The sequence below is a fragment of the Peribacillus muralis genome (assembly GCF_001439925.1).
Classification (GTDB): Bacteria; Bacillota; Bacilli; order Bacillales; family DSM-1321; genus Peribacillus; species Peribacillus muralis.
The window spans coordinates 134,131-156,723 of record NZ_LMBV01000009.1 but is presented as its reverse complement, the minus strand read 5'-3'; the positions used below and the strand labels follow the sequence as shown (position 1 = coordinate 156,723).

Annotated in this window: 18 protein-coding genes, 1 pseudogene and 1 riboswitch; of the genes and pseudogenes, 4 read left to right on the top strand and 15 right to left on the bottom strand. The window is 41.8% G+C overall.

The window, feature by feature from the left end:
• Positions 1-24: 24 nt before the first annotated feature.
• The 4 genes from ASU00_RS13610 to ASU00_RS13595 form a co-directional block, all read right to left on the bottom strand.
• On the bottom strand, positions 25-1,422 hold the full coding sequence (locus ASU00_RS13610; RefSeq protein WP_057914012.1) for an aldehyde dehydrogenase family protein: 1,398 nt from the start codon (positions 1,420-1,422) through the stop codon (positions 25-27).
• Positions 1,415-2,911: a phytoene desaturase family protein gene (locus ASU00_RS13605; RefSeq protein WP_057914011.1), complete on the bottom strand. Its 1,497-nt coding sequence runs from the start codon at positions 2,909-2,911 to the stop codon at positions 1,415-1,417. Before ASU00_RS13605 ends, ASU00_RS13610 begins: the two co-directional genes overlap by 8 nt.
• Positions 2,901-3,884, bottom strand: a complete 984-nt coding sequence (locus ASU00_RS13600) for a phytoene/squalene synthase family protein (protein WP_236712728.1) — start codon at positions 3,882-3,884, stop codon at positions 2,901-2,903. Before ASU00_RS13600 ends, ASU00_RS13605 begins: the two co-directional genes overlap by 11 nt.
• Positions 3,885-3,986: 102 nt before the next feature.
• A complete protein-coding gene (locus tag ASU00_RS13595; protein WP_057914010.1) occupies positions 3,987-4,874 on the bottom strand; it encodes an alpha/beta hydrolase in 888 nt (295 codons plus the stop codon).
• A gap of 917 nt (positions 4,875-5,791) precedes the next feature.
• Here ASU00_RS13595 and ASU00_RS13590 point away from each other — a divergent pair.
• Positions 5,792-6,658, top strand: a complete 867-nt coding sequence (locus tag ASU00_RS13590) for a YihY/virulence factor BrkB family protein (protein WP_057914009.1) — start codon at positions 5,792-5,794, stop codon at positions 6,656-6,658.
• A 68-nt stretch (positions 6,659-6,726) separates the two neighbouring features.
• Here ASU00_RS13590 and ASU00_RS13585 read toward each other — a convergent pair whose 3' ends face one another.
• The 5 genes and pseudogenes from ASU00_RS13585 to ASU00_RS25465 form a co-directional block, all read right to left on the bottom strand.
• The gene (locus tag ASU00_RS13585) at positions 6,727-7,893 is read right to left on the bottom strand and encodes a DHH family phosphoesterase (RefSeq protein ID WP_057914008.1); all 1,167 of its coding nucleotides are present in this window, start codon (positions 7,891-7,893) and stop codon (positions 6,727-6,729) included.
• A gap of 397 nt (positions 7,894-8,290) precedes the next feature.
• Positions 8,291-8,761 carry a 6,7-dimethyl-8-ribityllumazine synthase gene (gene ribH, locus ASU00_RS13580; RefSeq protein WP_057914007.1) on the bottom strand — a complete coding sequence of 157 codons (471 nt, stop codon included), beginning with the start codon at positions 8,759-8,761 and terminating at the stop codon, positions 8,291-8,293.
• Between the two features lie 68 nt (positions 8,762-8,829).
• Positions 8,830-9,468: pseudogene (gene ribB / locus ASU00_RS13575) on the bottom strand (3,4-dihydroxy-2-butanone-4-phosphate synthase); the annotation flags it as partial.
• Positions 9,469-9,487: 19 nt separating this feature from the next.
• Complete coding sequence (gene ribE / locus ASU00_RS13570) at positions 9,488-10,126, bottom strand: riboflavin synthase (RefSeq protein ID WP_057914006.1); 639 nt, start codon at positions 10,124-10,126, stop codon at positions 9,488-9,490.
• Between the two features lie 146 nt (positions 10,127-10,272).
• A riboswitch (FMN riboswitch) is annotated at positions 10,273-10,403 on the bottom strand.
• 963 nt (positions 10,404-11,366) lie between these two features.
• Positions 11,367-11,519, bottom strand: a complete 153-nt coding sequence (locus ASU00_RS25465; protein WP_161809737.1) for a hypothetical protein — start codon at positions 11,517-11,519, stop codon at positions 11,367-11,369.
• A gap of 211 nt (positions 11,520-11,730) precedes the next feature.
• Here ASU00_RS25465 and ASU00_RS13565 point away from each other — a divergent pair, with 211 nt between their 5' ends.
• Positions 11,731-12,462, top strand: a complete 732-nt coding sequence (locus ASU00_RS13565) for a tryptophan-rich sensory protein (protein WP_057914005.1) — start codon at positions 11,731-11,733, stop codon at positions 12,460-12,462.
• Between the two features lie 15 nt (positions 12,463-12,477).
• Here the strand turns inward: ASU00_RS13565 and megL are convergent, their stop codons facing one another.
• The 3 genes from megL to ASU00_RS13550 all read right to left on the bottom strand — a co-directional run bounded on the left by megL (position 12,478) and on the right by ASU00_RS13550 (position 14,853).
• Positions 12,478-13,653, bottom strand: coding sequence for a methionine gamma-lyase (gene megL, locus ASU00_RS13560; RefSeq protein WP_057914004.1), 1,176 nt, complete (start codon positions 13,651-13,653; stop codon positions 12,478-12,480).
• 106 nt (positions 13,654-13,759) lie between these two features.
• A complete protein-coding gene (locus ASU00_RS13555) occupies positions 13,760-14,362 on the bottom strand; it encodes a YczE/YyaS/YitT family protein (RefSeq protein ID WP_057914029.1) in 603 nt (200 codons plus the stop codon).
• 50 nt (positions 14,363-14,412) lie between these two features.
• A complete protein-coding gene (locus ASU00_RS13550) occupies positions 14,413-14,853 on the bottom strand; it encodes a GNAT family N-acetyltransferase (RefSeq protein WP_057914003.1) in 441 nt (146 codons plus the stop codon).
• Between the two features lie 128 nt (positions 14,854-14,981).
• Between ASU00_RS13550 and ASU00_RS13545 the strand changes: the two genes are divergently transcribed.
• Complete coding sequence (locus tag ASU00_RS13545; protein WP_057914002.1) at positions 14,982-15,434, top strand: MarR family winged helix-turn-helix transcriptional regulator; 453 nt, start codon at positions 14,982-14,984, stop codon at positions 15,432-15,434.
• 109 nt (positions 15,435-15,543) lie between these two features.
• On the opposite strand, the gene ASU00_RS13540 is transcribed toward ASU00_RS13545, so the two are convergent.
• Both ASU00_RS13540 and ASU00_RS13535 read right to left on the bottom strand, forming a co-directional pair.
• Positions 15,544-16,680, bottom strand: a complete 1,137-nt coding sequence (locus ASU00_RS13540; RefSeq protein WP_057914001.1) for a DEAD/DEAH box helicase — start codon at positions 16,678-16,680, stop codon at positions 15,544-15,546.
• A gap of 48 nt (positions 16,681-16,728) precedes the next feature.
• Positions 16,729-18,054, bottom strand: coding sequence for an ATP-binding protein (locus tag ASU00_RS13535; protein ID WP_057914000.1), 1,326 nt, complete (start codon positions 18,052-18,054; stop codon positions 16,729-16,731).
• A 326-nt stretch (positions 18,055-18,380) separates the two neighbouring features.
• On the opposite strand from ASU00_RS13535, the gene ASU00_RS13530 reads away from it, so the two are divergent.
• Entirely contained in the window at positions 18,381-20,426 is a 2,046-nt protein-coding gene (locus ASU00_RS13530; RefSeq protein WP_057913999.1) for a molybdopterin-containing oxidoreductase family protein, read from the top strand.
• A 542-nt stretch (positions 20,427-20,968) separates the two neighbouring features.
• Here the strand turns inward: ASU00_RS13530 and ASU00_RS13525 are convergent.
• A complete protein-coding gene (locus ASU00_RS13525) occupies positions 20,969-22,489 on the bottom strand; it encodes an aldehyde dehydrogenase family protein (RefSeq protein WP_057913998.1) in 1,521 nt (506 codons plus the stop codon).
• Positions 22,490-22,593: the final 104 nt, after the last annotated feature.

Sequence of the window (22,593 nt, the reverse complement as noted above, 5' to 3'; positions counted from 1 at the left end):
AACAACGTGTTTTATGATTTACAATTACAACAGCCACTTCCTTAACTTTTTCAATAAATTCATATTTCTATCGGAATAAGGCGGGAATTTACCTTGAACATGGATGTAATGATATGCTTTGTAATCTGTTTTATCATAACTGAAGGCTAAAAAACCAGCCTTCCCATGATAAGCACCGTATCCACTTCTTCCAACCCCTCCAAATGCGACATGGGGATTCGCGGCATGATGAATCACTTGATTGACGCTGATGGTTGGTGACCGCATGTGTTCCATGAACAGCAGGATTTGTTTATTGTCTTTACTGAAGATATACCCTGTAAGTGCATCACGTTGAATCATATCACTAGATAATAATGTTCTTAAATCAGTATATGGAATGACAGGCAGTACCGGGCCGAATATCTCTTCCTGAAAGATAGAACTCCCCGGTTTCATATTCGTAACAACCGTTGGTTCGATGAACCGATCGCTTCGATCATACGTACCGCCATGCCAGACATCCCCTTTCCCGATAAAATCAACCATCTTCTGAAAATGTGCATCGTTACAAATCCTGCCATAATCAGCGCTTTCCTGTGGCCGAGCTCCGTAGAATGCTGAAAGCGAAGCGGATATTTCAGAAAGTGTTTTTTCGTAAATGGACTGATGGACAAAAATTGTGTCCGGCGCAATACAGGTTTGTCCCGCATTAAGAAATTTACCCCAGACGATTTGCTGGATTGCCGCTTTTGAAAAGCCTGTTTCTTCTATAATACAGGGGTTTTTCCCGCCGAGTTCCAGTATCACCGGTGTGAGTTGATCGGCCGCCTGCTGCGCTACCGCTTTTCCTGTCTGCTGACTGCCTGTAAAAAAAATCAGGTCAAAAGGTGATGAAGTCAATAGGCTGGCGGTCTGTGCATCTCCCGTAACAACTGTTAATTGTTCGGGAGGAAATACGTGATTGATGACCTCTCTAAGCAATTCACCAGTTGCCGGTGCATGTTCAGATGGTTTGATCACACAGCGGTTTCCGCTGGCTATTGCACCGATGGCAGGCATTAATGCAAGCTGGAGCGGATAATTCCACGAACTAATGATGAGTATACTCCCGTATGGATGCCTCTTTCTTTTGATCGCTTCCACATATCCAAATTTTAGATGTCGGGACCGAACAGGCTTGATCCATTTTGCTAAGTGCTTGCATACATAATCAATTTCATTTAATAAGACTGCGATTTCAGATGAAAAGGTTTCGAATGCCGGTCTTCCCAAATCTGAATAAAGGGCTTGAATAAATGCACTTTCATGCTCCAAAAGAATGGTTTTCAGCTTCAATAGCTTTTTTTTACGCGTTTCAACTGAGAGATCAGCACTGGAAAAAAGATCCTCTCTCTGCCTTTCCGGTAATGTCTTTAGAAAATGACCGTTATTGTCAGACATTGGATACATCCCTCTGAACGATTTTCTCGCTTACAAGCTGACCACTTAAGGTAACCATTGGCATTCCGCCGCCGGGATTTACCGTTCCACCGACAAAATATAGATTATCGTAGAGTTCACTCTGTTTCGGATGCTTAAATCCTTTATTCTTCTTCCGGTCTGACACCGTTCCATAAATCGCACCGCGGTCGGAGCCATACATCCTCCTGATATCTTCCGGTGTCCATACATCCTTTGTGACTATATTATCCCGTAAGTCATGCAGGCCCATTTTTTCCAATTTGATCAAGACCCGCTCAGAGAATTGTTCATAGTCCTGCTGTGTAAGTGGGTGTTGATCCCGAATATAGGGAATATGGGGCAGTACTTTTATATTTTCATGCCCTGCAGGAGCTTGTGTCGGATCAGTCTTATTGACGTTGACCAAATAAATGACCGGATCGTCCGGCAGTTCATGACGATGGAAGATCGATTGCATTTGCTGCTTCATATTATCTGCGAAAAAGAAATTATGATGGCGCAGTTGCGGATAACTCTTTTTAACTCCCAAATGCATCACGAGGCCGGAACTGGCCGGCTCGAATTTCTTTTTTAGTTTTTTCACATAATGGCTGTCTTCTTCCAGTAAACGTTCGTAAACCGGTATGACTTCCATATTGGAAACAAAATAATTTGCTGTTAGTTTTGTTCCGTCTTCCAAAACGGCTCCGTTTATTTTACCATTCTCTTTTTCAAGTTTTACGATTTGCCTTCCCAGGTGGAAGGTAACACCCACTTCCTCAGCCAGCTTCACCAGGCCACTCGAAAGTTTGTGCAGACCGCCTGGTACATACCATAGACCCTGGTCATGCTGCATGTAGATCATCATATTAAGGACGGCCGGTGCATCGTAAGGGGACGAACCCACGTACTTGATAAAATAGGAGAGCATCACGCGAAGCTCCTCATTACTAATTCGTTTATTAATGGCTCCATGAACCGTAGAAAACAGATCAAAGTTCTTCAAAGCAGCGAACAAACCAGTATGTTTCATGATTTGTCTCGTAGTATCAACGCCATGCTGAAAGTAGATTTTATCCGTCATATCATAAAGTTTTTTTGAATAGTGAAGCAGATTTTGATATTCACGCATATCATTTTCACTCAGGGCTGGGTTCTTCTCTTGCATTTCGTTCAAATCTTCATATAAGTCAATGACGTTTCCATTAGGGAAAAAGGAGCGCCATTGATGATCCAGCTTTTCAATCGGGACGTAATCCTTCATGGATTTTCCACTGGCGGTAAATAATCGTTCAAAGATCTGCGGCATCGTCAGGATGGATGGGCCAAGGTCAAAACCAAAACCATCTTGATCCAGCCGGTTCAATTTACCTCCAATGTGGTTGTTTTTCTCATATAAGGAGACATCGTATCCTGCTTGCGCAAGTGAAATGGCAGCTGACAATCCACCGAGTCCGCCTCCGATGATGATTACGGTTTTATTTTTCAACTGTTAATGCATCTCCTTCCCGCAAACCAAAGACGTTGTTGGCTGCAACAATGATTTGAGTCATTTTTTCTTTTGTAACATAGTTTCGTATAGTTAGACACTGGTATCCATTGTTTCGCACAGCGTCAAGTATGCCTTTGTAAATGTGAGCAGACAGATAGACGGGTATGCGACTATCTGGATTCAACAGCTCTATGTTACACAAGAAATTGCTATATAATGATTCAGCTCGTGCAGCAAGTTTTTCCCATAGGCGGATGAAATCTTCATTAATCGTGCCGTTATGTAAATCATTCTGTGAATAGTGGACATGGATTAGTTCGTCTTCGGGTAGATAGATGCGATTTTTCTCACGGTAATCTTCTCCAATATCACGCAGGATATTCGTTATTTGCATGGCAACGCCAAGACTTATCACTGATGAATGCAGTTCCGCAGAAGATCTTGAAGCGATGACAGGGACAAGCATCAAACCAACAGTCCCAGCTACATAGTAACTGTATCTTTCCAGTTCATCCATTGTTTTTGGGGGTGTAAATGTCAAATCCAAGGTTTGCCCAGTCAGCTGGTCATAAAATGGGCTGATATCCATATCATACGTATTAAATACTTGTCTGAGTGCGCGCCAGAGTGGTTTATCCAATTCCTCATGATCGTTGAACAAATCAAGTTCTTTCTTTAATTGTCTCAGCAACTGACCCTTTTTCTTGGAAGAATGGTTTCCATCTGCACACTCATCTGCGGTCCTGCAAAAAGCATAGATGGCATAAACGGCTTTTGCTTTTTCACTAGGGAGTTGTGAAAATGCATAGTAAAAGATTTTGGAATGTTTCTTTATGATCTTCTCACAATAATCAAAATCCGCTTGCCTTTGCTCTTTATCCATATCCATCTCCTTCTGATCTATTTGCAGATCATTGAAATATAATAAAGCGCCTTTATTGGATAAGTATACTTTTTCAACTGCTGCCATATCTGTAACCTTTGAACTTATATTAAATCCTAATTCCCCCCAACAAAAACTTGGATGTGCTGAACATACATTATATTTGGAAAGAATAACGGAGGAAGTGTTTCAATTTTCATAGGATTCCACCACTTCTTTGATTTTCCATGCAATCAACTGCCAAGCCTCTTCAGCTCTTTCTTTTGGGCCTAGATGGGTAAAAGCATGAGAACAGTCTTTGAATAGCTCAGCTTGAACGTTTATTCCTGCTGCTTTTAATTTCTCAGCATAGCATTCGGCTTCTGGTCTAAATGCGTCGTACTCCGCTATGAGAATAAGGGCGGAAGCTAAGCGGTCACTGATCTCAGCACGAACAGGGGAAGCGTGAGGATGCCCCGCTAGTTCTTTGTCAGGTACGTAACACATATTTATAAAATGGGCAACTTGAGGGTATCGGGAACGCCACTTATCTCGTTCTGGTTTATCTGCATGCGAGGTGACAAAATCCAGCATCGGGCAGGATAGCACTTGGAGCAGCGGCTGATTTTCCCCTTTCTCTTCAAGGTAGAGACAGAGCGCTGCTGCGATATTTGCACCTGAACTTTGTCCGCCGACCATGATTTTCCCCGCATCAATATTCAAATCATCGGCTCTTCCCTTCACCCATTGAAGAATGTCATAGCACTGTTCAATCGGTTTGGGAAACGGGTACTCCGGTGCTTTCGCATAATCGACATTTAGAACCACACATTCTGCCTGATTGGCCAAGAAGCGGCAATAAGGATCATCCATCTCCTTTTCATGCATTATGAACGCTCCACCATGGAAGTTGATGTATACAGGGAGCTTTTCCTGCTTTGCTCCCAAAGGATAATATAAAGATAGATAAGTACGTTGAACAGAAGTCTCAACTAGCACATTTTTTTTCATTTTTACTTGCTGCAGTGGAATCATAGGTGATTTCTTTGCTTCATTGGGGAGGAGACGCAGTAATTTTGCAATAATTGTAGTGAACATAGAGTAACCTCACTTTTTTACCATTATAGCTTGAATGAAACGTATCTATACTCCCCCTTTTATGTACCCTACACATAATTTTTAAAGTTAATAATGCTACGTAACTATCTATTCCACAAAAAGAGGCGTAACCCTGCTTTAGAATCACCCTGTTAATTCAGTTGTTCATCTGTTTAACGCCTTTTCTTGATCAAGCTAGTGACGGCTGATTTTCCAGTAAAAGCTGTCATCCATCTATGAGCCACCAGGACAGGTACAGCGGCTCTTCCTGAAACTGTGCCAAGGTACCTGCCCCTTGACATAATTATTCACAATTTAAGGATATAAAAATTAAGGATGAACGACATAATATCTCATTCAACCTTTTTTCTAATTTGCTATAAATTTTATCCGTATCATGCTCAGCATTTACTGCTATCTATCGACATTAGATTGCTTTTCAGTTTTACTAGCAATTTGCTCAAACACGATATCTAATTTTTCTATAATAACTCGTTCCCCACTTACTAGCCTTTCCAAACTCTCATTACAAGCTTGTTGTCCACTTTTTTTCTGAGTTGTTTTTCCATCTCGACAGAGCCAGATTCTATCTCCTTATTCACTCTAAGTGGATTGGAACGGAAGGCAACGAACACTCCTCCTTAGAAAAACGTGTCTTCGCGAGACCTCGCAGGCTGAAAGCCGAGGAAGCTCACGGGACCGCCCGCGGAAAGCGAATGCCTGCAGTGGAAAGAAACGCTCGAGGTCCAATTCCTCCAAATCTGCGGGCAATGGTAATCAACGGACAAGCCCTAACCAGGCAAAATCATATAGCGTTCCGATAAAACATACAATTTCTTATTACAAAGGGATTAACTTTCCGCAACAGAGGGAAAAGAAGCAAATAAACCAAGTAACTAATCAGGAGTGATGTCTGAATGGATAAATCGATAAGATTTTCAAAAAAACTTATCAAAGAAATAAAGGAAGATCGTGTAACGGGACTGGCAGCAGAACAAGCTTATTACTATTTACTCGCACTATTTCCATTGCTCATTTTACTGCTGTCCATATTACCTTACCTGAATATCGATATACAAACAGCCCTCGATACAATCAAGACCTTCATGCCTGCGGAAACGATGGAAGTCATCGAGAAAAATATCATTAATATATTGAGTGAACGGAATGGCGGTTTACTGACTTTCGGTTTCCTTGGCACCATATGGTCCGCTTCAAACGGAATGAATGCGTTCATCCATTCCATGAATATCGCTTATGATGTTGAAGAAACAAGGAACTTCATTAAAGCCCGCATCATATCGATTGTGTTGACATTAGGCTTGGTTGTGGCATTCATCATCATGCTCGGACTTCCCGTCTTCGGGAAAGTCATCATCGATTTATTACAGCAAGTCATTTCGATTCCTGAAGAAATGCAAGTTGTCTTCAGCTTATTGCGATGGGTTATCGCGGTTGTGGTCATATCACTCGTTCTTACCTTTTTATATCGCTTCGCCCCGAATAAGAGCTTTCCGATTAAACATGTCCTCCCAGGTGCAGTGACTGCAACTATACTTTGGCTGGCTATCTCACTTGGATTTTCTTTCTATGTCAGCAATTTTGCCAACTATTCCTCCACTTACGGAAGTTTAGGAGGAGTCATCATCTTAATGCTGTGGCTATATTTAAGTGGTCTGATTTTTGTCATTGGAGGCGAAATCAATGCAATCCTTCATCGTCAAAAAACCATTCCGAACAAAAAGTCACGTACACTTGTACACCCTGTCCCGGTAAAAAGGTAAACACCTGATCTAATCCTGCTGAAAAACAGGCAAAAGCGGCTGTCCAAATGGATCAGCCGCTTTCCTATTCATCCTTTATTGATGAACTCTTCATATCTTTCATCATGGGCAAGCCATGCCGCGTATTTACGCTTCATGTATTTTTCCGCCTCCCCAAAAGTATCGAAGGTTTTTTTCTGTTGTTTCCCGTTAATTTCTACACTCCATTCCTCTTCCTCGTCTTCATAGATGAATATGTCCTGTTTTTCTCTCGTTGAATAGAGGCAGCCTTCTGGGGACTCTTTTACATTCAATTGATTTTTATGAGCATCACGTTTTAGCGGCTCGGCAAAGAAGGTCTTTTCAACGAACTGACTGTACGCCTTCTCGGACATGGTGCAGCCGGCGGCCTTTTGATGTCCGCCTCCATCATACTTTCCGGCAACCTCGGAGACGTCTACGTCATCATGGATTGTCCGGAAGCTGATCCGTTTACTTCCAACCATCAGAATAGCTATATAATCCAAATGCGAAAATTCTTTCGAAAGTTCATTTCCAAGTTCTGAGTGATAAGATTCAGCATGAACAACACCAGCTGTATGTGGACCGACTGTTGCTTGATACACTTCTCTTTTTTTCCTGTTTATGTACCGATCCACTCGACTTTCTTCGACATTCAGAAGAGTTTGCTCCACTTCGTCAAAAGTGAAACTTTCAGCAGTAGAAAGCTTATGCGCAATTTTCATTTCGAATTCTTCAATCGGAATCATGAAAAACAGGTCATTTAGCCGTTTTGCCGTTGCATTTTTATTAACTTCCCATTCCCATGTATCGTATTGGCGTACCAATTCGACAAATTCCGCTATGATGCTTGAAGGTTCCAGCAGCTTATTATCAATTGCATACTGATAGAATAATGAAGTCGCTGCCGTCTGTTTACCGTCTTCCTGCTCGACCGTCACAGATGCCCAATCATGTTCGTTTAAATGCAGAGCTGACTTATGATGGTCTATCAAAAGCGCTTTGCCTCCGTCTTCCACAAACTGCGAAATCATCTCTTCATTATTTTCATCAACCGAGAGATCGGTAACAATCAATGTATCTTCAATTTTTGCCTGCTCCAGAAATGCTCCAACATTTTGATTAAGCCGACCTATCGAATTGTAACTTACCACAACGTCTGCTCCAAATGCCAACTTAGCGACAATGCCGCAGCCGACTCCATCTAAATCATTATGTGTAAAGAGATGGTACACATAAACCCCTCCTAATAACTAATAAATTTACTTTTCCCTAAACATATGAATTTCACTTGCAATCTTTACAATTGTAACATAATCATATCGGCATATTTTATCATGCTTTCATTCCTCCATGCTATTGGAGGTTTTATACTTCGATCGATTTATTCCATTACTAGCACTCGCCATCATTCGCATTTCAGGAAAGATATATGTATCGATGGAATAAATGAAATGAGGAAATCACTGCGAGAGATGAATAGAAGTAAGACACGAAGTGAAAGGTTAGATGACATATTACCACCATAAACTGAGGATTCGAACCTAAAGAAAGATGCCGCCTGCAAAATACAGACAGCATCTCCTTTAAAGGGTACACTTTACTCTTCACCTGTGGCTTTCGTGTAAGAAATTATTGTTCAATCATTTTACCAAGGTTCGCCATTTCAATCGCACTAACGGCCGCTTCGTATCCCTTGTTGCCTGATTTTGTACCGGCACGTTCGATAGCTTGCTCGATATTCTCAGTTGTCAACAGGCCGAAGATGACAGGTACGCCTGTGTCCAGGGAAACGGCTGCCATTCCTTTAGCTGCTTCATTACACACATAATCATAATGAGAGGTCGCACCCCTGATTACCGTTCCAAGGCCGATTACTGCATCATATTTACCCGTATTCACAAGTTTCTTAGCAATTAACGGCAGCTCGAAAGCACCAGGAACCCAAGCGATATCAACATCATTTTCATCAACGCCATGACGCTTAAGACCATCCAATGCTCCGCCTAAAAGCTTGCTTGTGATAAACTCATTAAATCTTCCTACAACAATTCCCACTTTCAGTCCTGATCCGATTAATTGTGCTTCAATAATTTTCCCCATATCAATTCCTCCTAATTTTTAAAAAAATATTTTTTATATGAATTCCCTAAAACCATCCGTTAAGCATTCGGAATGTTCAGTTCAAATTCCTGACTCCCGCTTGTATCGCTTTGTTTAAGGTAACGTATCAAATCGGCGATGGTGATGAATTTTAAGTTGAATTTGCTGGCGATGATTTCTAAATCCGATACACGTGCCATCGATCCATCTTCATTCATGATCTCACATATGACACCAGCTGGAGCGGCGCCGCATAACTTTGCCAAATCCACCGATGCCTCCGTATGCCCGGCCCTTTTTAATACCCCGCCTTCTTTAGCGACGATTGGAAAGGTGTGACCAGGTCTTTGAAAGTCTTCAGCGACCGCATTCTCATTAAGAAGCTCAAGAATGGTCAAGGACCGTTCAAAAGCACTGATTCCTGTAGACGTGCTTTTATGATCGACACTAACCGTAAAAGCAGTGCCATGATGATCGGTATTTTCCCCTACCATTGGATGCAGTTTCAATTTGCCTGCGAGTTCTTCAGTTATAGTTGTACAAATCAAACCTCGCCCATGAGTCGCCATGAAATTAATCGCATCCGGTGTCGCCTTTTCTGCGAGCACTACAAAATCCCCTTCATTCTCACGATCTTCATCATCTGATACAATTACTACCTTACCAGCCTTCAATTCTTCTATAGCTTCTTCAATTGTATGGAACATCCATTACACCGCCCTTATATTAGAATCCGTGCTCTGCCAAAAATTCAAGATTCAGTCCTGGCTTTGAATCGCCTTTTTTCATTTGATGTATAATATATTTCCCAATCATGTCGTTTTCAATGTTAACGATATCGCCAGCCGCTTTTTTCCCCAAAAGCGTTTCCTGATGAGTCAAGGGGATCAATGAAACTGTCAAAAGGTTTCGTTCAATCCCAAATATCGTCAAGCTCGTTCCATCAATGGCAACGGATCCTTTTGGGATGCAAAAGGCACTTAGTCCTTCTTCCAATTGGATTACATAGTATACAGCATTTTCTTTTCGTTCTTTTTTTATGATTGTTCCTGTACCGTCGATATGACCTGAAACGAAATGACCGCCAAACCTGCCTTGTGCACTCATGGCACGTTCGAGATTCACGGGTGACCCAACCTTTAAGGTCCTGATCGTGGAAGCTTTGACCGTTTCCGGCATGACGTCGACGGCAAACAAACTTTTCGAAAAGGAGGTTACTGTCAAGCAGACCCCGTTGACTGATATACTATCGCCCAGATGGACATCTTCAAGGATTTTCTCGGAACGAATCGTCAACTCCATACTGTTTTTTCCTTTTTTCATGGAATGTATGCTGCCGATATCCTCAATGATTCCCGTAAACATGTTTTTCCCCCTTTTATGTAATATAAAAAAACCCCTTAGTTGACCTAAGGAGTTAGCAGGAGAATTGAGTGAAAAAAACTGTATACCTAATAAACCCAATATTTTCATTTTTGAAAAATTAGGCGCACGTATACACTTGGGTTCCACACGTCCTTCTCCCATCCAGACTGTACTGTCGGCTTTGGAATCTCACCAAATCCTGCCTTTATCAGGCTCGCGGGCTTAGAATTGCTTCATCACCGCCGGTTGGGATTTTCACCCGACCCCGAAGGACACTATCCACACATCACTGTGCTTACTAGTATATGCTGTTACTTAAAAGCCTTTGTTATAGGGTATAAAGCGATCAGTAGTTATGTTGAATTTTGCTCAGCACTACCAAAAACCTACCACATTACTGACTTTTAATTAATGCAATACTATCATGACAAAATAAAAAGAACAAGGAACTAAATTCCCTGTTCCTCATCTAACCATTTATTAAGGTTATGTTTTTCACTTCATATAAGATGTAACAGATGTTCAACCTATCTCCTTACAGTCTTTTTATATCCAGAGAGATGTTCATTGTAATTGTTCATAACTAAGTTATTGGTTTTTTTAGCAATATCAATTATTTTCTAGGAGTTTTGTCATATTAAGTAAAAACACTTTATATTCGACTGTTTACAAATATAATAGGATATGATTACAAGATTACACATTAATAAGAATATGTGAAAAAAATTCAGCAATGACCTTATGATTTTACGGTTAGCGTGCGTTGACCCACTGTAAGAAGATAATCTATATGGAGTATTCAAAAATGAAAAAATATCCCTTTAGCATTCATTATTGCAGTTCCACTCTCCACAATTTGTTTGTTTGTTTTCGACTATAAAGTAAATGGCGATTATGATACTGGTGGTTATAGTCCCTTTTGTGCAACAGTTGCATTAGTAGCATGGATTCAATTTTTAGTTTATATTGCCGTTGGCATTCCTTCCACACTTCTAATCAACTTTATTGTCAGGTTAATAAATCCAAGTACTTCTTTACAATATTACATAATAAAAATCGTCATTTTCTTATTCCCTACACTCCTATTGTCCTATTTATTAGGAGGTACTACATACACGTTTATATCGGTTTCAATAGCTGTATATGTATACCTACATGTATTATTTTTGTTAGACAAATTGTTGGACAAAAAGAGAACATAAAAATAAAAGGCCGTTCACAAAGAACAGCCTTTTTGTTTTTATTTCCAATCCCCTTGTTCATTAATAGTTTTTTGAGGATATATAGGTTGTCCCGCTAATTGTAACTTCTCCTTGTATTGAGCAGATGACATTACATTTGGTGCGTTATTGGCTGATGCAGCTAAATTCTTGAAGGAATGCTGAACTATCATTTCAGGGCTCCTACCAAACACAAATAAACAACAAAACCTTACGAACTTGAAGGATCTCCCCTTGCATTTCAAATGGTTCATTTGTTACAGATTTTATCCAATTGAGAGATGAGCCTTCTTCTCCAAACTTCCGATGTGCTAAAAAAGGGTTATTCACGGATAAATGGTGGAATAAGATATACAAGTCACATTTCATTAAAGGAGGAAGCGCATGCTTATTGCTATCGTCAATTTGTTATTCTATCTATTTGTCGTTACGATGAATTTTTTAGCCAACTATCTGCCGTTCAACGGTCAAACATCCGGAGAGATCTCCGATAAACTGGATGTTCTTTTCACCCCTGCCGGATATGTATTTTCCATATGGGGGTTCATCTACTTACTGCTCGCAATCTGGGTGTTCAGGCAGTTTACAGGTAAGAATAGGAACAGCCCTGCCACCAAGGCATCATTCCCGTGGTTCGCTTTAAGCTGTGTGCTGAACGGTGCCTGGCTCTTAGCATGGCATTACGAATACTTTTTATTATCCGTTTTCATCATCCTTGCACTTTTGGCTACCTTACTAGTCATTTATACACGGATTAAAAGGGTGGAGCATACTGGTTTTGACTTATTTCCATTTTCCATATACTCAGGCTGGGTAAGCGTTGCGACCATCGCTAACATTTCTTATTACCTCACTTATATTGAATGGGATGGTTTTGGAATTTCCAAGGTGGCCTGGACGATCACCATGCTGATTGTAGCAACAATCCTGGCTTTTGCCTTTGCCGGTAAAAACCGGGATTGGGGCTATCCGCTCGTGTTCGTTTGGGCTTTCATCGGCATCGGGGTCCGTAACAATGCCGACTACCCGGTCATTACGACCATTTCCTATATCCTTGCCGCTATCATCTTGATCGTATCCGTGATCATCTTCATTAAAAATCGAAGGAATCATTAAACAGATATAAGTGCCTTAAAGGGCTTGCTGCAGATCATCCCAAATGTCTTGCCAAGCCTCGAGGCCAACCGATAGACGGATGAGCTGATCGCTAATGCCCATTTGCCTGCGCGATTCTTCAGGAACGGCCGAGTGCGTCATCGTAGCGGGATGCTGAATTAACGTTTCGGCATCCCCTAGGCTGACGGCAATCTTGATTAATTGCAATTTATTGAGAAATTCCTGGGCCTCCCCTTTCGTACCGTATAATTCAAACGAAATAATACCGCCGCCATGTTTCATCTGTTTTTCCATAATATAATGATCCTCATGTGCTTCATCCCCTGGATAGTAGACCTTTTTCACCTTAGGATGCTTCTTCAGCTCTCGAAAGATTTCCATTGCATTAGCCGAGTGCCGATCCATCCTCACAGGCAACGTCTTTAATCCCCGTAATAGTAACCAAGCATCGAATGGCGAGATGATTCCACCTATATCTTTTTGTGTCGTTCCCGCTACATGATTCATAAAGTCTTTGCTGCCTACGACAAGCCCGGCAACGACGTCCCCATGTCCGCAAAGATATTTGGTGGCGCTGTGAAGAACGATGTCACATCCATATTCAAGCGGTCTCTGTAAGTATGGGGTCGAAAAGGTATTATCCACTACGACCGTGACATTAAATTCCTTCGCAACTCTCACCACCATCTGTAAGTCTATTATTTTCATCGTCGGATTTATCGGGGTTTCCACATAAATGCAGGTCGTTTCCGGCCGGATCATTTGCCTTACATGCTCCTCTGCATCCATTTCACAAAAATCATGAGCGATGCGATATTTATCTTTCATTAACTGCAGAAGGCCGAACGTGCAACCATATAATCCTTGTGAACAAAGGATGTGGTCATCCGTTTTGGTCAATGCGAAAAGCACGGCCGAGACTGCAGCCATCCCCGAACCGAATGCAAGCCCCGCCTCCCCACCCTCCAAGGCGGCGATCTTTTCTTCCAGCACCTGTACCGTTGGATTTCCAAGGCGAGAATAAATAAATCCATCTTCCAATCCCGCAAATCGCCGTTCTCCTTGCTCTGCCGTTTCGAAAGTGAAAGTGGAGGTTTGGAATAAAGGTGTAGCCAAGCTCCCTAAATGCTTCTTGGAGTCATATCCTTCATGAATGACTGCCGTTTCGAATTGTTTATGCTTATCTGCCATCTTGTCTCCTCCTAGCTTATTTCTGTTTCTATTTTATGTCAGGGATTATAATAATGGAAGCGTTTTCAGTTACATCTTATTGATGAGACATAAAGGAAAAACCATCCTAAATCGAATGGTTTTTTCCTTTATTCTTATATGCAGATGCGCTAAGGATACTTAACCCATTACCGACCAGAGGAGAGAAGTAGTTAAGAATCGGACCTCCTAAACAAACGGTCAAAAGCGTTCCAATACCAATTGGGCCGTTGAAAGCGAATGCCATTCCCAAGAAGAAGAGATAAATTAATGTTTTTGAGAATAGTATATTCATTCCAGTTAATTCCTGAAGTATTAGCATCAACCGATCTACAGGAATCGGGGCAAAGTTTGCATGTAAGTAGATAGCCGTTCCTAGACCAATGACTGTTAACCCAGCCATTACACAAAGGAGTTTAGTGAGTATATGTTCTGGCTGTATCAAGGTTTGCAATAATAAAAGCCATAGATCAATCCCAAGACCTGTTATAAAAGCTGTCAATAACCCTAAAATTTCCGGCCTTTTCCTTTTTAGCAATGCATTGAAGAAAATCATGATCGCCGCTATGATGAATTCCCAGCTTCCAATCGTAAGCCCCACTTGAAGGGATAGCCCGACCAAAAGGGCATCGAATGGTGATGTTCCGAGGTTCGATTGTATCGTTAAGGAACAACCTAGTGTTAAAATCATGATTCCCGTCACATAGGGGATGAATTTCGTTCTACCCACGTTCAACAGCCTTAATTCTTGTTCAATTCTTTTATCATGAGAATATGGGGACCGCCATCTTCCATAAAGACATCTGATGAAGTCCGGTAGCCAAGTTTTTGATAAAAACCCTCCGCTTGGGTCTGCCCATGTAATTTAACCTTCGATATTGACTTTTCCCTTGCGATTTCTTCCAACGTTTTTATGATCGTTTTTCCAAGACCGAACTTCCGGTAAGACTCCAGGATGCAAATCCTTTCCAATTTTCCAAAATCATCGACGATCCTTAGCCTTCCAGTTCCGACAGGTTGATCATTATAATAGACTAAAATATGTTCAGCTTGACCATCAAGTGTATCGAATTCGTCAAATTCATCTTCTAATCGGAAACCTTGTTCCTCAATAAATACTTCTTTTCTGATCGCAAAAGCCAACTTCAATTCGTCAGCCATCGTTATTTTTTTTGAATCCACTGAACTTCATCGCCTTTCTAGATTTATTCCTTTAGACAAGTCATAATATATTCATGACCTTATATTAGTATAAATGAAATTATTTTTGTTGTAAATACAACAAAAATGATAAAGGCAGGGGTTTTTGAATGAAGGAAATACTTCGAGAAATCGGAATGATTGCAAGGGCATTGGACTCGATAAGTAACATAGAATTCAAAGATTTCGACCTTACAAAAGGTCAATATTTGTATCTTGTTCGAATATGTGAAAATCCCGGGATCATCCAAGAAAAAGTAGCAGAAATGATAAAGGTTGACCGTACGACAGCAGCTCGTGCCATTAAAAAACTTGAGAAGCAGGGATTCATTGAAAAGAAAAATGACGCCAGCAACAAAAAAATCAAAAAATTATATCCTACTAGTAATGGCGAAAGGATTTATCCATTTTTAAAGAAAGAAGGAGAATATACCGACAAAGTCGCATTAGCTGGTTTGTCCTCAGAAGAAACCGATACAATGTTTCGTTTGCTTCAAAAGGTCAGAATGAATATTGAGGTCGATTGGGAATATGTAAAAAAAGGAAACAAACGAAAGTATTGATCCTGGCTAAAACGATGAAGGCTTTTCTGAGGGATTTTGCAGCACTTGGCATCTGCTTGTATGCATAAAAAAAGCGACGGCCATAGCGGCGGTCGCTCTTTTAAAGAAATTATTCGTCGTCCACGATGTTTCCACCATAGAAGGTTACCCTCGTTAGGGAAATATCCAGTTCACGAGCCATTTTTTTCAACTCGCGCTCCTCCCTTTCCGTCACGATTGAAATAACGGTGCCATCAGCGCCCGCACGTCCGGTTCTCCCGGAACGGTGGATATATTGATCAATATTATCGGCCATATCGATATGGACAACCGCGGTAAGACCTTTAATGTCAAGCCCCCTTGCCGCTACATCCGTTGCAATCAGCATCGGTGATTTGCCGGAACGAAGCTTACGCAACGCTTTTTCCCGATCAACTTTATTGGATTCGCCATGAAGTACACCCATCTCGACACCTTTATAACTTAGCTTTTCATGTAAAACGCTCAGCTCAGCTATATCGTTAAGGAAGGCTAGGGCCTTTACATCTTTAATTCTTGTGATTTTTTCAAGAATCTTGGATTTCTCCCTTCTCTCTACAACAAAGTAAAGGTGGTCCACTTTCGATTCCATTTTTTCATGCTTATCGACTTTGATCAGTTCAGGTTCATTCATGAATCCACGAGCCGCTTTTTCCGTTTCCGCTGGCAAGGTTGCTGAAAACACCAAGATTTGCCGATCTTTAAGCGTCGCCTTAATGATATTATTGATCGTACTCATGTGCTCAGCGATAATCAATTGATCCCCTTCATCAAGTACAATGGTCTTAACCTCATGCATCTTCAATTTCTTTTGGGCAATTAATTCATAAATTCGCCCTGGCGTCCCAGCAATCACCTGTGGATGCTTCTTCAGTTTGTCCAACTGCCTTTTAACGTTAGCACCGCCAATGAAAGCTGCCCCGCTAATGCCGCTTCCTTCTGACCAAATCCGAACTTCTTCATTGATTTGCATGACAAGTTCACGGGACGATGCCAAAATCAAAGCTTGGGGGGATTTTTTTTCAGGATCTATTTTTTCTAGCAATGGCAATAAATAAGCCAATGTTTTTCCTGTTCCAGTCGGTGATTCAGCCATGATGTCTTTTCCTTCAGCGATTACGGGAATCGCCTTCGTTTGGATCGGTGTAAGCTGCCCGAATCCAGACTTTTTCCAGACCTCTTGGATATATGGTTTTCTATCATTCAATAATTCAGGTAATTCGCTCATATCGTTCTCCTTTAATAAAAAAACTTTTCCTATCTTCCATAGTACCATTTATTCATGTCCAGTAGCCAACGGAATCCGAATTGTAACGGTTGTCCCTTCGTTGACCTCACTTTCAAAATGCAGCTCCCCTTCAAGCCGGTGTACGATCTTGCGGCAAATGGCCAGACCGATTCCTGTCCCTTTCTCTTTCGTGGAATAAAAAGGTTCTCCAATCCGTTCCAAGCGCTCAGGCATCATGCCCACGCCATTATCTCTCACGCTGACTACTGCCTGATTTCCAATTATCTGCAGATATATATCGATTTCCCCATTATTCTTTATCGCTTCAATGCTGTTTTTCACTATATTGATCATCAACTGTTTAAGTTCAACCGAATCAGCCATGATTTGAATCGGCTCGGCGGTTTTAACCTTAAACCCCATCTCGATATTATACAAATTCGTTTCTGCTTTCATCAACGTAAATACTTGCTGTATATTGTCGGCAAGATCAATCCTTCGGAAAGCGATATCCTGTTTCTTTCCAAGAACCAGCAATTCACTTGAGATAATATTGATCCGGTCAATTTCCTTCAACATAATATCAGTATGCAGCGGATTGACTTCCTTCGTCATATCCATTAGCTGCACGAACCCTTTTAACGATGTCAGCGGATTCCTTATCTCATGGGCAACGGAAGCAGCCAGATGTCCGATTACCGATAGCTTTTCAGACAACACCACCAATTCCTCTTCTCGCCGCAATTCGGTAATATCCCTAACGATTGCATATACACCGAGCATTTCCGATTGAACGATGATCGGTAAAAAGGTTACACGGACGATCCGCTTTTCATCTCTTGCATTTTGGAAGGTCGTTTCGAATTTAACAGCTTCGCCTTGAAGGGACTGTGTAAAGAAATCAGAAATTTTTTTCCCTTCATTCCAGTTAATGAGGTGATAGAAATTCTTCCCCATCAAGCTGTCACTTTGGTGACCTAACAGGTTTTCCGCTTCTGGGTTAATGGAAACGAAATTTCCTTCAAGATTCAATTCAATGACACAATCCGGATTATGCTTGAACAGTGACTGATATTGTTCATCCTTTAAATTGAAATCCTGTTGTGACCTTAACATTTTCCCCGTCCAATATTGAATTAAAAAGTATAAGAATATCCCGGTTATGAAAATGAATGCCCAGCCTTTAGACTGTTGAAACATTGCATATATTTGAACATCCGACTTTGCCTGTGTCATCGAGATGTAGTCTGTGACAAAAATCCATAAGACCCCAATGATTATATATATAACGGCTACTTTACCTGCAATTTTATGAGAGTGGTTCATATCTATTCCTTTGTATGGTTTTTCATTTATCATTCCCAAATCGCTCAAAAAAAGCCCTCATGCATTAAACATAAGGACTGCATCGATATTGTACCATATATTTTGTCTGCATTTAAAAGACTTTTTCTGATATTAAAAACGCTAATGCAACTGGGATGAAGTTCGGATGAACTGCATACCGCTATGACCTAATCGGCCCATAGGACACGTAAAATGCAGACAGAACCCCAAGCCAATATTTACAATTATGACTGCTGGTACTAGAATTAAAGCAACGAACACAGCTGACGGCCTCTTGCATGTTCTAGTTTAATTGTAACTGCCACAAATTATGAGTCATTTTACAAGATTAGATTATTAGGAGGAATTCGACCATGCAATCCTATATCAATCAGCCTGATGGAGTCTTTCCCTCTGTTTGCTCCCTTGATTGTCCTGATCAATGCGGTTTATTACTGCACAAGAAAGACGGAAAAATCATTAAGGTTCAAGGAGACCCGGACCATCCAGTCACAAAAGGGAGTATTTGCAACAAAGTAAGGAATATGACAGACCGTCTATACGATCCAAAACGCCTTAAGCAGCCGTTAAAGCGCATCGGTCCAAAAGGGGAAGGTGCCTTCACCCCAATCAGTTGGGAAGAAGCCATAGACACCATCACTTCGAAATGGAAGGATTTAATTAAAAACCACGGTCCTGAAAGCATCCTCCCTTACAGCTTTTACGGAAATATGGGGAACCTCAGCGCCGAGGGGATGGATCGCCGTTTTTTTCACAAGCTCGGCTCAAGCATGCTTGAACGGTCCATATGTAACGCGGCCGGCTCCGTTGGATACAGCTATACAATGGGCGGGTCTTTCGGCATCGACCCTGAAGAAACGATTCATACAAAGCTTTTCATCATGTGGGGCATAAACGCGGTGAGCACCAATATGCATCAAGTCACGCTTGCCCAGCAAGCTCGAAAAAACGGTGCCAAAATAGTCGTCATTGATGTACATAAAAACCAAACAGGTAAGTGGGCTGACTGGTTTATCCCTATCCTCCCTGGTACCGACAGCGCCCTTGCCCTCGGTTTAATGCACATCCTCTATGGAGAGAATTTAGTCGACCAACCATTTCTCGATGCATATACAGTGGGTTCCGAACGATTGCGCGAGCATGTCCGCCAATACGACCCGGCGACCGTATCAGGAATCACAGGTGTACCCATCGAGGACTTATATGAATTAGCGAGGATGTATGGAACGACCACCCCGTCCTTCGTTCGAATCGGCAATGGCCTGCAGCACCATGACAATGGCGGCATGGCAGTACGTTCAATCGCCTGCCTTCCTGCACTTACCGGCCAATGGATGACAAAAGGAGGCGGAGCTCTCAAAGGTAATTCAGGATATCTTGCATTTAATACAAATGCCTTGAGACGACCTGACTTATTAGATGATAAAGCAACCCGGACGATCAACATGAACCAAATCGGCCAAGCTCTTATGGCAAAAGAAAACCCGATTCGTTCCATGTTGGTATACGGCTCCAACCCGGCGCTAGTCGCCCCTAATGCAAATAAGGTACAGGAAGGACTAATGCGTGAGGATTTATTCACAGTCGTTCATGATTTATTCTTAACCGAAACGGCCATGTATGCTGACATCGTCCTTCCCGCCACTTCATCATATGAAACGGAGGATTTTTATAATTCTTACTGGCATAATTACATCCAAATACAAAAACCTGTTATCGAAAAATATGGAGATTCGAAATCGAATGTAGAAGTGTTCAAACTATTAGCTGCTGCAATGGGCTTTGAGGAACAAGCATTTAAAGATTCAGAGGAAGATATGATACGTCAAGCGCTAGATTTCCCTGACAATCCACATTTAGAAGGCATCACGTATGAATCTCTATCTAAAAATCAATTTATCAAAGCCAAAATGCAGCCGCTGTTCCCGGGCAAGCTGCAAACTCCGAGCGGTAAAATCGAGCTATACTCTGAACGGATGAAGCAGCAGGGACACGAACCTCTGCCAACATATACACCAATCATAAAAGACAGCGATCTGCCCTTTTTATTCATACCGGCACCTAACCACAACTTCTTGAATTCAACCTTTTCCAATAATGCCAAGCATATCTCATTGGAAAAGGAACCGAAACTGCATATGAATGCGGCTGATGCCAAAAAATTAGGAATCGCTTCCGGTGATATGGTCAGAATCTGGAACGACCGCGGGGAATGCTTGCTTAAGGCAACACCAGGCGAAAATGTATTGCCCGGCGTTCTCGTCAGCCAAGGCTTATGGCAAAAGACGCCCGAAACAAAGCAGCACATCAATGCCCTTACACCAGACCGCCTTTCAGACATGGGTAACGGCGCCGTTTTCTTTTCAGGACGAGTCGACCTTGAAAAAGCTCCGCATTGAGGTTTAAATAAACTTCAAATCTGCGATATGTATGAGATTTTTCCCGATTTATCGACGATTCTGGACATTTAACTGCGGTTTTTCCGGTTTTATCGACGATTCTGGTCATTTATCTGCAGTTCTTCCCGATTTATCGACGATTCTGGTCATTTATCGGCGATTCTCCCTGCTTTATCGACGATTCTGGACATTTATCTGCGATTTTTCCGGATTTATCGACGATTCTGGACATTTATCTGCGGTTTTTCTGGATTTATCGACGATTCTAGACATTTATCTACGGTTTTTACGGATTTATCGACGATTCTGGACATTTATCTACGGTTTTTACGGATTTATCGATGATTCTGGACATTTACCTACGATTTTTCCAGTTTTATCGACGTTTCTGGACATTTATCTACGATTTTTACGGTTTTATCGACGATTCTGGAATTATATCTACGTTTTCCCCGGATTTATCGACGATACTTGAGGTATATTATCTACACGCAAAAAAAGGCCATTCCACAAGGAACGGCCTTTTTTGCTAAAACTATCCTTTACTCTTCATCAAACCAGCCTGTTGGTTGAATATCCAGGTTATTATTGATTTGCTTCAATTCTGTGTATGCTTCATATCCGAAGGTTCCTAGTTCGCGTCCATTTCCGCTTTGCTTGAATCCGCCCCACGGAGCTTCGTTATAAGTCGGATGATAAGAGTTAATCCACGTGATGCCCGCACGGACCTTTTTGATGACGCGGTGTGCTTTGGCGATATCATTGGTGAATACCGCCCCGGCTAAACCATATTTCGTATCATTGGCGAGATGGAGAGCCTCCGCTTCATCCTTGAACGTTTGAACGACAAGCACCGGCCCAAAGATTTCTTCCTGTACGATTCGCATATGAGGTGTCGTATTGACAAAGATCGTTGGCTCGACAAAGTACCCGTTTTCCAACCCTTCTCCTTTAATTCGTTTTCCGCCAACGATTAATTTAGCTCCTTCTTCTTTTCCGATTTGAATATAAGATAATATCTTGTTCATGTGCGCCTCTGAAACGACAGGTCCCATTTGGCTTTTTTCATCCGAGCCTGCTCCCACCTTGATACGTTTTGCTTTTGCAGTAAGGCTTGCTATGAACTGATCATAAACCGACTCTTCCAAAAGTAAACGAGAGCCGGCTGAACAAACTTGTCCTTGATTACAGAAAATCCCATACAATGCATAATCGACGGCTGTCTCAAAATCAGCGTCCGCAAATACGATATTGGGAGATTTACCGCCAAGCTCCAATGTCACTTTCTTTAAATTGACAAGCGACGCTTCCATGATCTTACGTCCAGTTGCTGTTCCTCCTGTAAAGGCTACTTTATCGATTTCCTCATGCTCGGCAATAGCCTGCCCGACAATAGGTCCGGCTCCTAACACAAGGTTTGCGACACCTTTTGGCAAACCGACTTCAGCCATGATTTCAAACAGCTTGACCGCTGTCACTGGTGTGATCTCCGATGGTTTGAACACGACGGAGTTTCCTGCGGCAAGCGCCGGTGCAAGCTTCCAGGCTGACATCATTAAAGGGAAATTCCAAGGAACGATTTGCCCGCATACACCGATCGGTTCCCTTACGACCATCGCTTGTTGACCGTCAGGAACTTCGTAAGTCTGACCTGTCGGTTTCGTAGCCAAACCTGCGTAATATCTAAAACAGGCTGCTGAATCATCGATATCAAAACGGGACTCGCGCAATGGTTTCCCATTATCCAGCGTTTCCAACGCAGCAAGCTCTTCGGCCTTTTCTTCAATCTTGTCGGCAATCTTGAATAAAATGCGGGCGCGCTCGACTGCCGGCGTTCCCCACCATCCACCTTCATAGAACGCATACTTGGCTGCCTCTACTGCTTTATCGACATCCTCCTTCGTTCCTTCCGCAGCTGTAGCAATCACTTCTCCCGTGGCCGGATTCAACACATCCCTTTTTTCACCTGAAGATGAATTCACCCATTGCCCATTAATGAACATTTTTAAATCCAGTGCTCCGGTCCCTTCTTTTTTCGTGTTATTTTGTAAAGTTTCCTGCATCTAAATTCCTCCTCTGTTTAAATGATTTACCTTGTATTAATAAAAGCAAGTTTCATGCCATTTTAAGAGGTTGATAAATCACGTTCTCATACCCATCCGGGATC

What these genes read in the sequence shown, in the direction of transcription:
- ASU00_RS13610 (WP_057914012.1), bottom strand. Translation starts at nt 1,422, where the DNA reads ATGTCTGACAATAACGGTCATTTTCTAAAGACATTACCGGAAAGGCAG.
- ASU00_RS25465 (WP_161809737.1), bottom strand. Translation starts at nt 11,519, where the DNA reads ATGATAGTTCAGCATTCCTTCAAGAATTTAGCTGCATCAGCCAATAAC.
- ASU00_RS13595 (WP_057914010.1), bottom strand. Translation starts at nt 4,874, where the DNA reads ATGTTCACTACAATTATTGCAAAATTACTGCGTCTCCTCCCCAATGAA.
- ASU00_RS13545 (WP_057914002.1), top strand. Translation starts at nt 14,982, where the DNA reads ATGAAGGAAATACTTCGAGAAATCGGAATGATTGCAAGGGCATTGGAC.
- ASU00_RS13590 (WP_057914009.1), top strand. Translation starts at nt 5,792, where the DNA reads ATGGATAAATCGATAAGATTTTCAAAAAAACTTATCAAAGAAATAAAG.
- ASU00_RS13525 (WP_057913998.1), bottom strand. Translation starts at nt 22,489, where the DNA reads ATGCAGGAAACTTTACAAAATAACACGAAAAAAGAAGGGACCGGAGCA.
- megL (WP_057914004.1), bottom strand. Translation starts at nt 13,653, where the DNA reads ATGGCAGATAAGCATAAACAATTCGAAACGGCAGTCATTCATGAAGGA.
- ribH (WP_057914007.1), bottom strand. Translation starts at nt 8,761, where the DNA reads ATGGGGAAAATTATTGAAGCACAATTAATCGGATCAGGACTGAAAGTG.
- ribE (WP_057914006.1), bottom strand. Translation starts at nt 10,126, where the DNA reads ATGTTTACGGGAATCATTGAGGATATCGGCAGCATACATTCCATGAAA.
- ASU00_RS13555 (WP_057914029.1), bottom strand. Translation starts at nt 14,362, where the DNA reads ATGATTTTAACACTAGGTTGTTCCTTAACGATACAATCGAACCTCGGA.
- ASU00_RS13540 (WP_057914001.1), bottom strand. Translation starts at nt 16,680, where the DNA reads ATGAGCGAATTACCTGAATTATTGAATGATAGAAAACCATATATCCAA.
- ASU00_RS13530 (WP_057913999.1), top strand. Translation starts at nt 18,381, where the DNA reads ATGCAATCCTATATCAATCAGCCTGATGGAGTCTTTCCCTCTGTTTGC.
- ASU00_RS13565 (WP_057914005.1), top strand. Translation starts at nt 11,731, where the DNA reads ATGCTTATTGCTATCGTCAATTTGTTATTCTATCTATTTGTCGTTACG.
- ASU00_RS13600 (WP_236712728.1), bottom strand. Translation starts at nt 3,884, where the DNA reads ATGGCAGCAGTTGAAAAAGTATACTTATCCAATAAAGGCGCTTTATTA.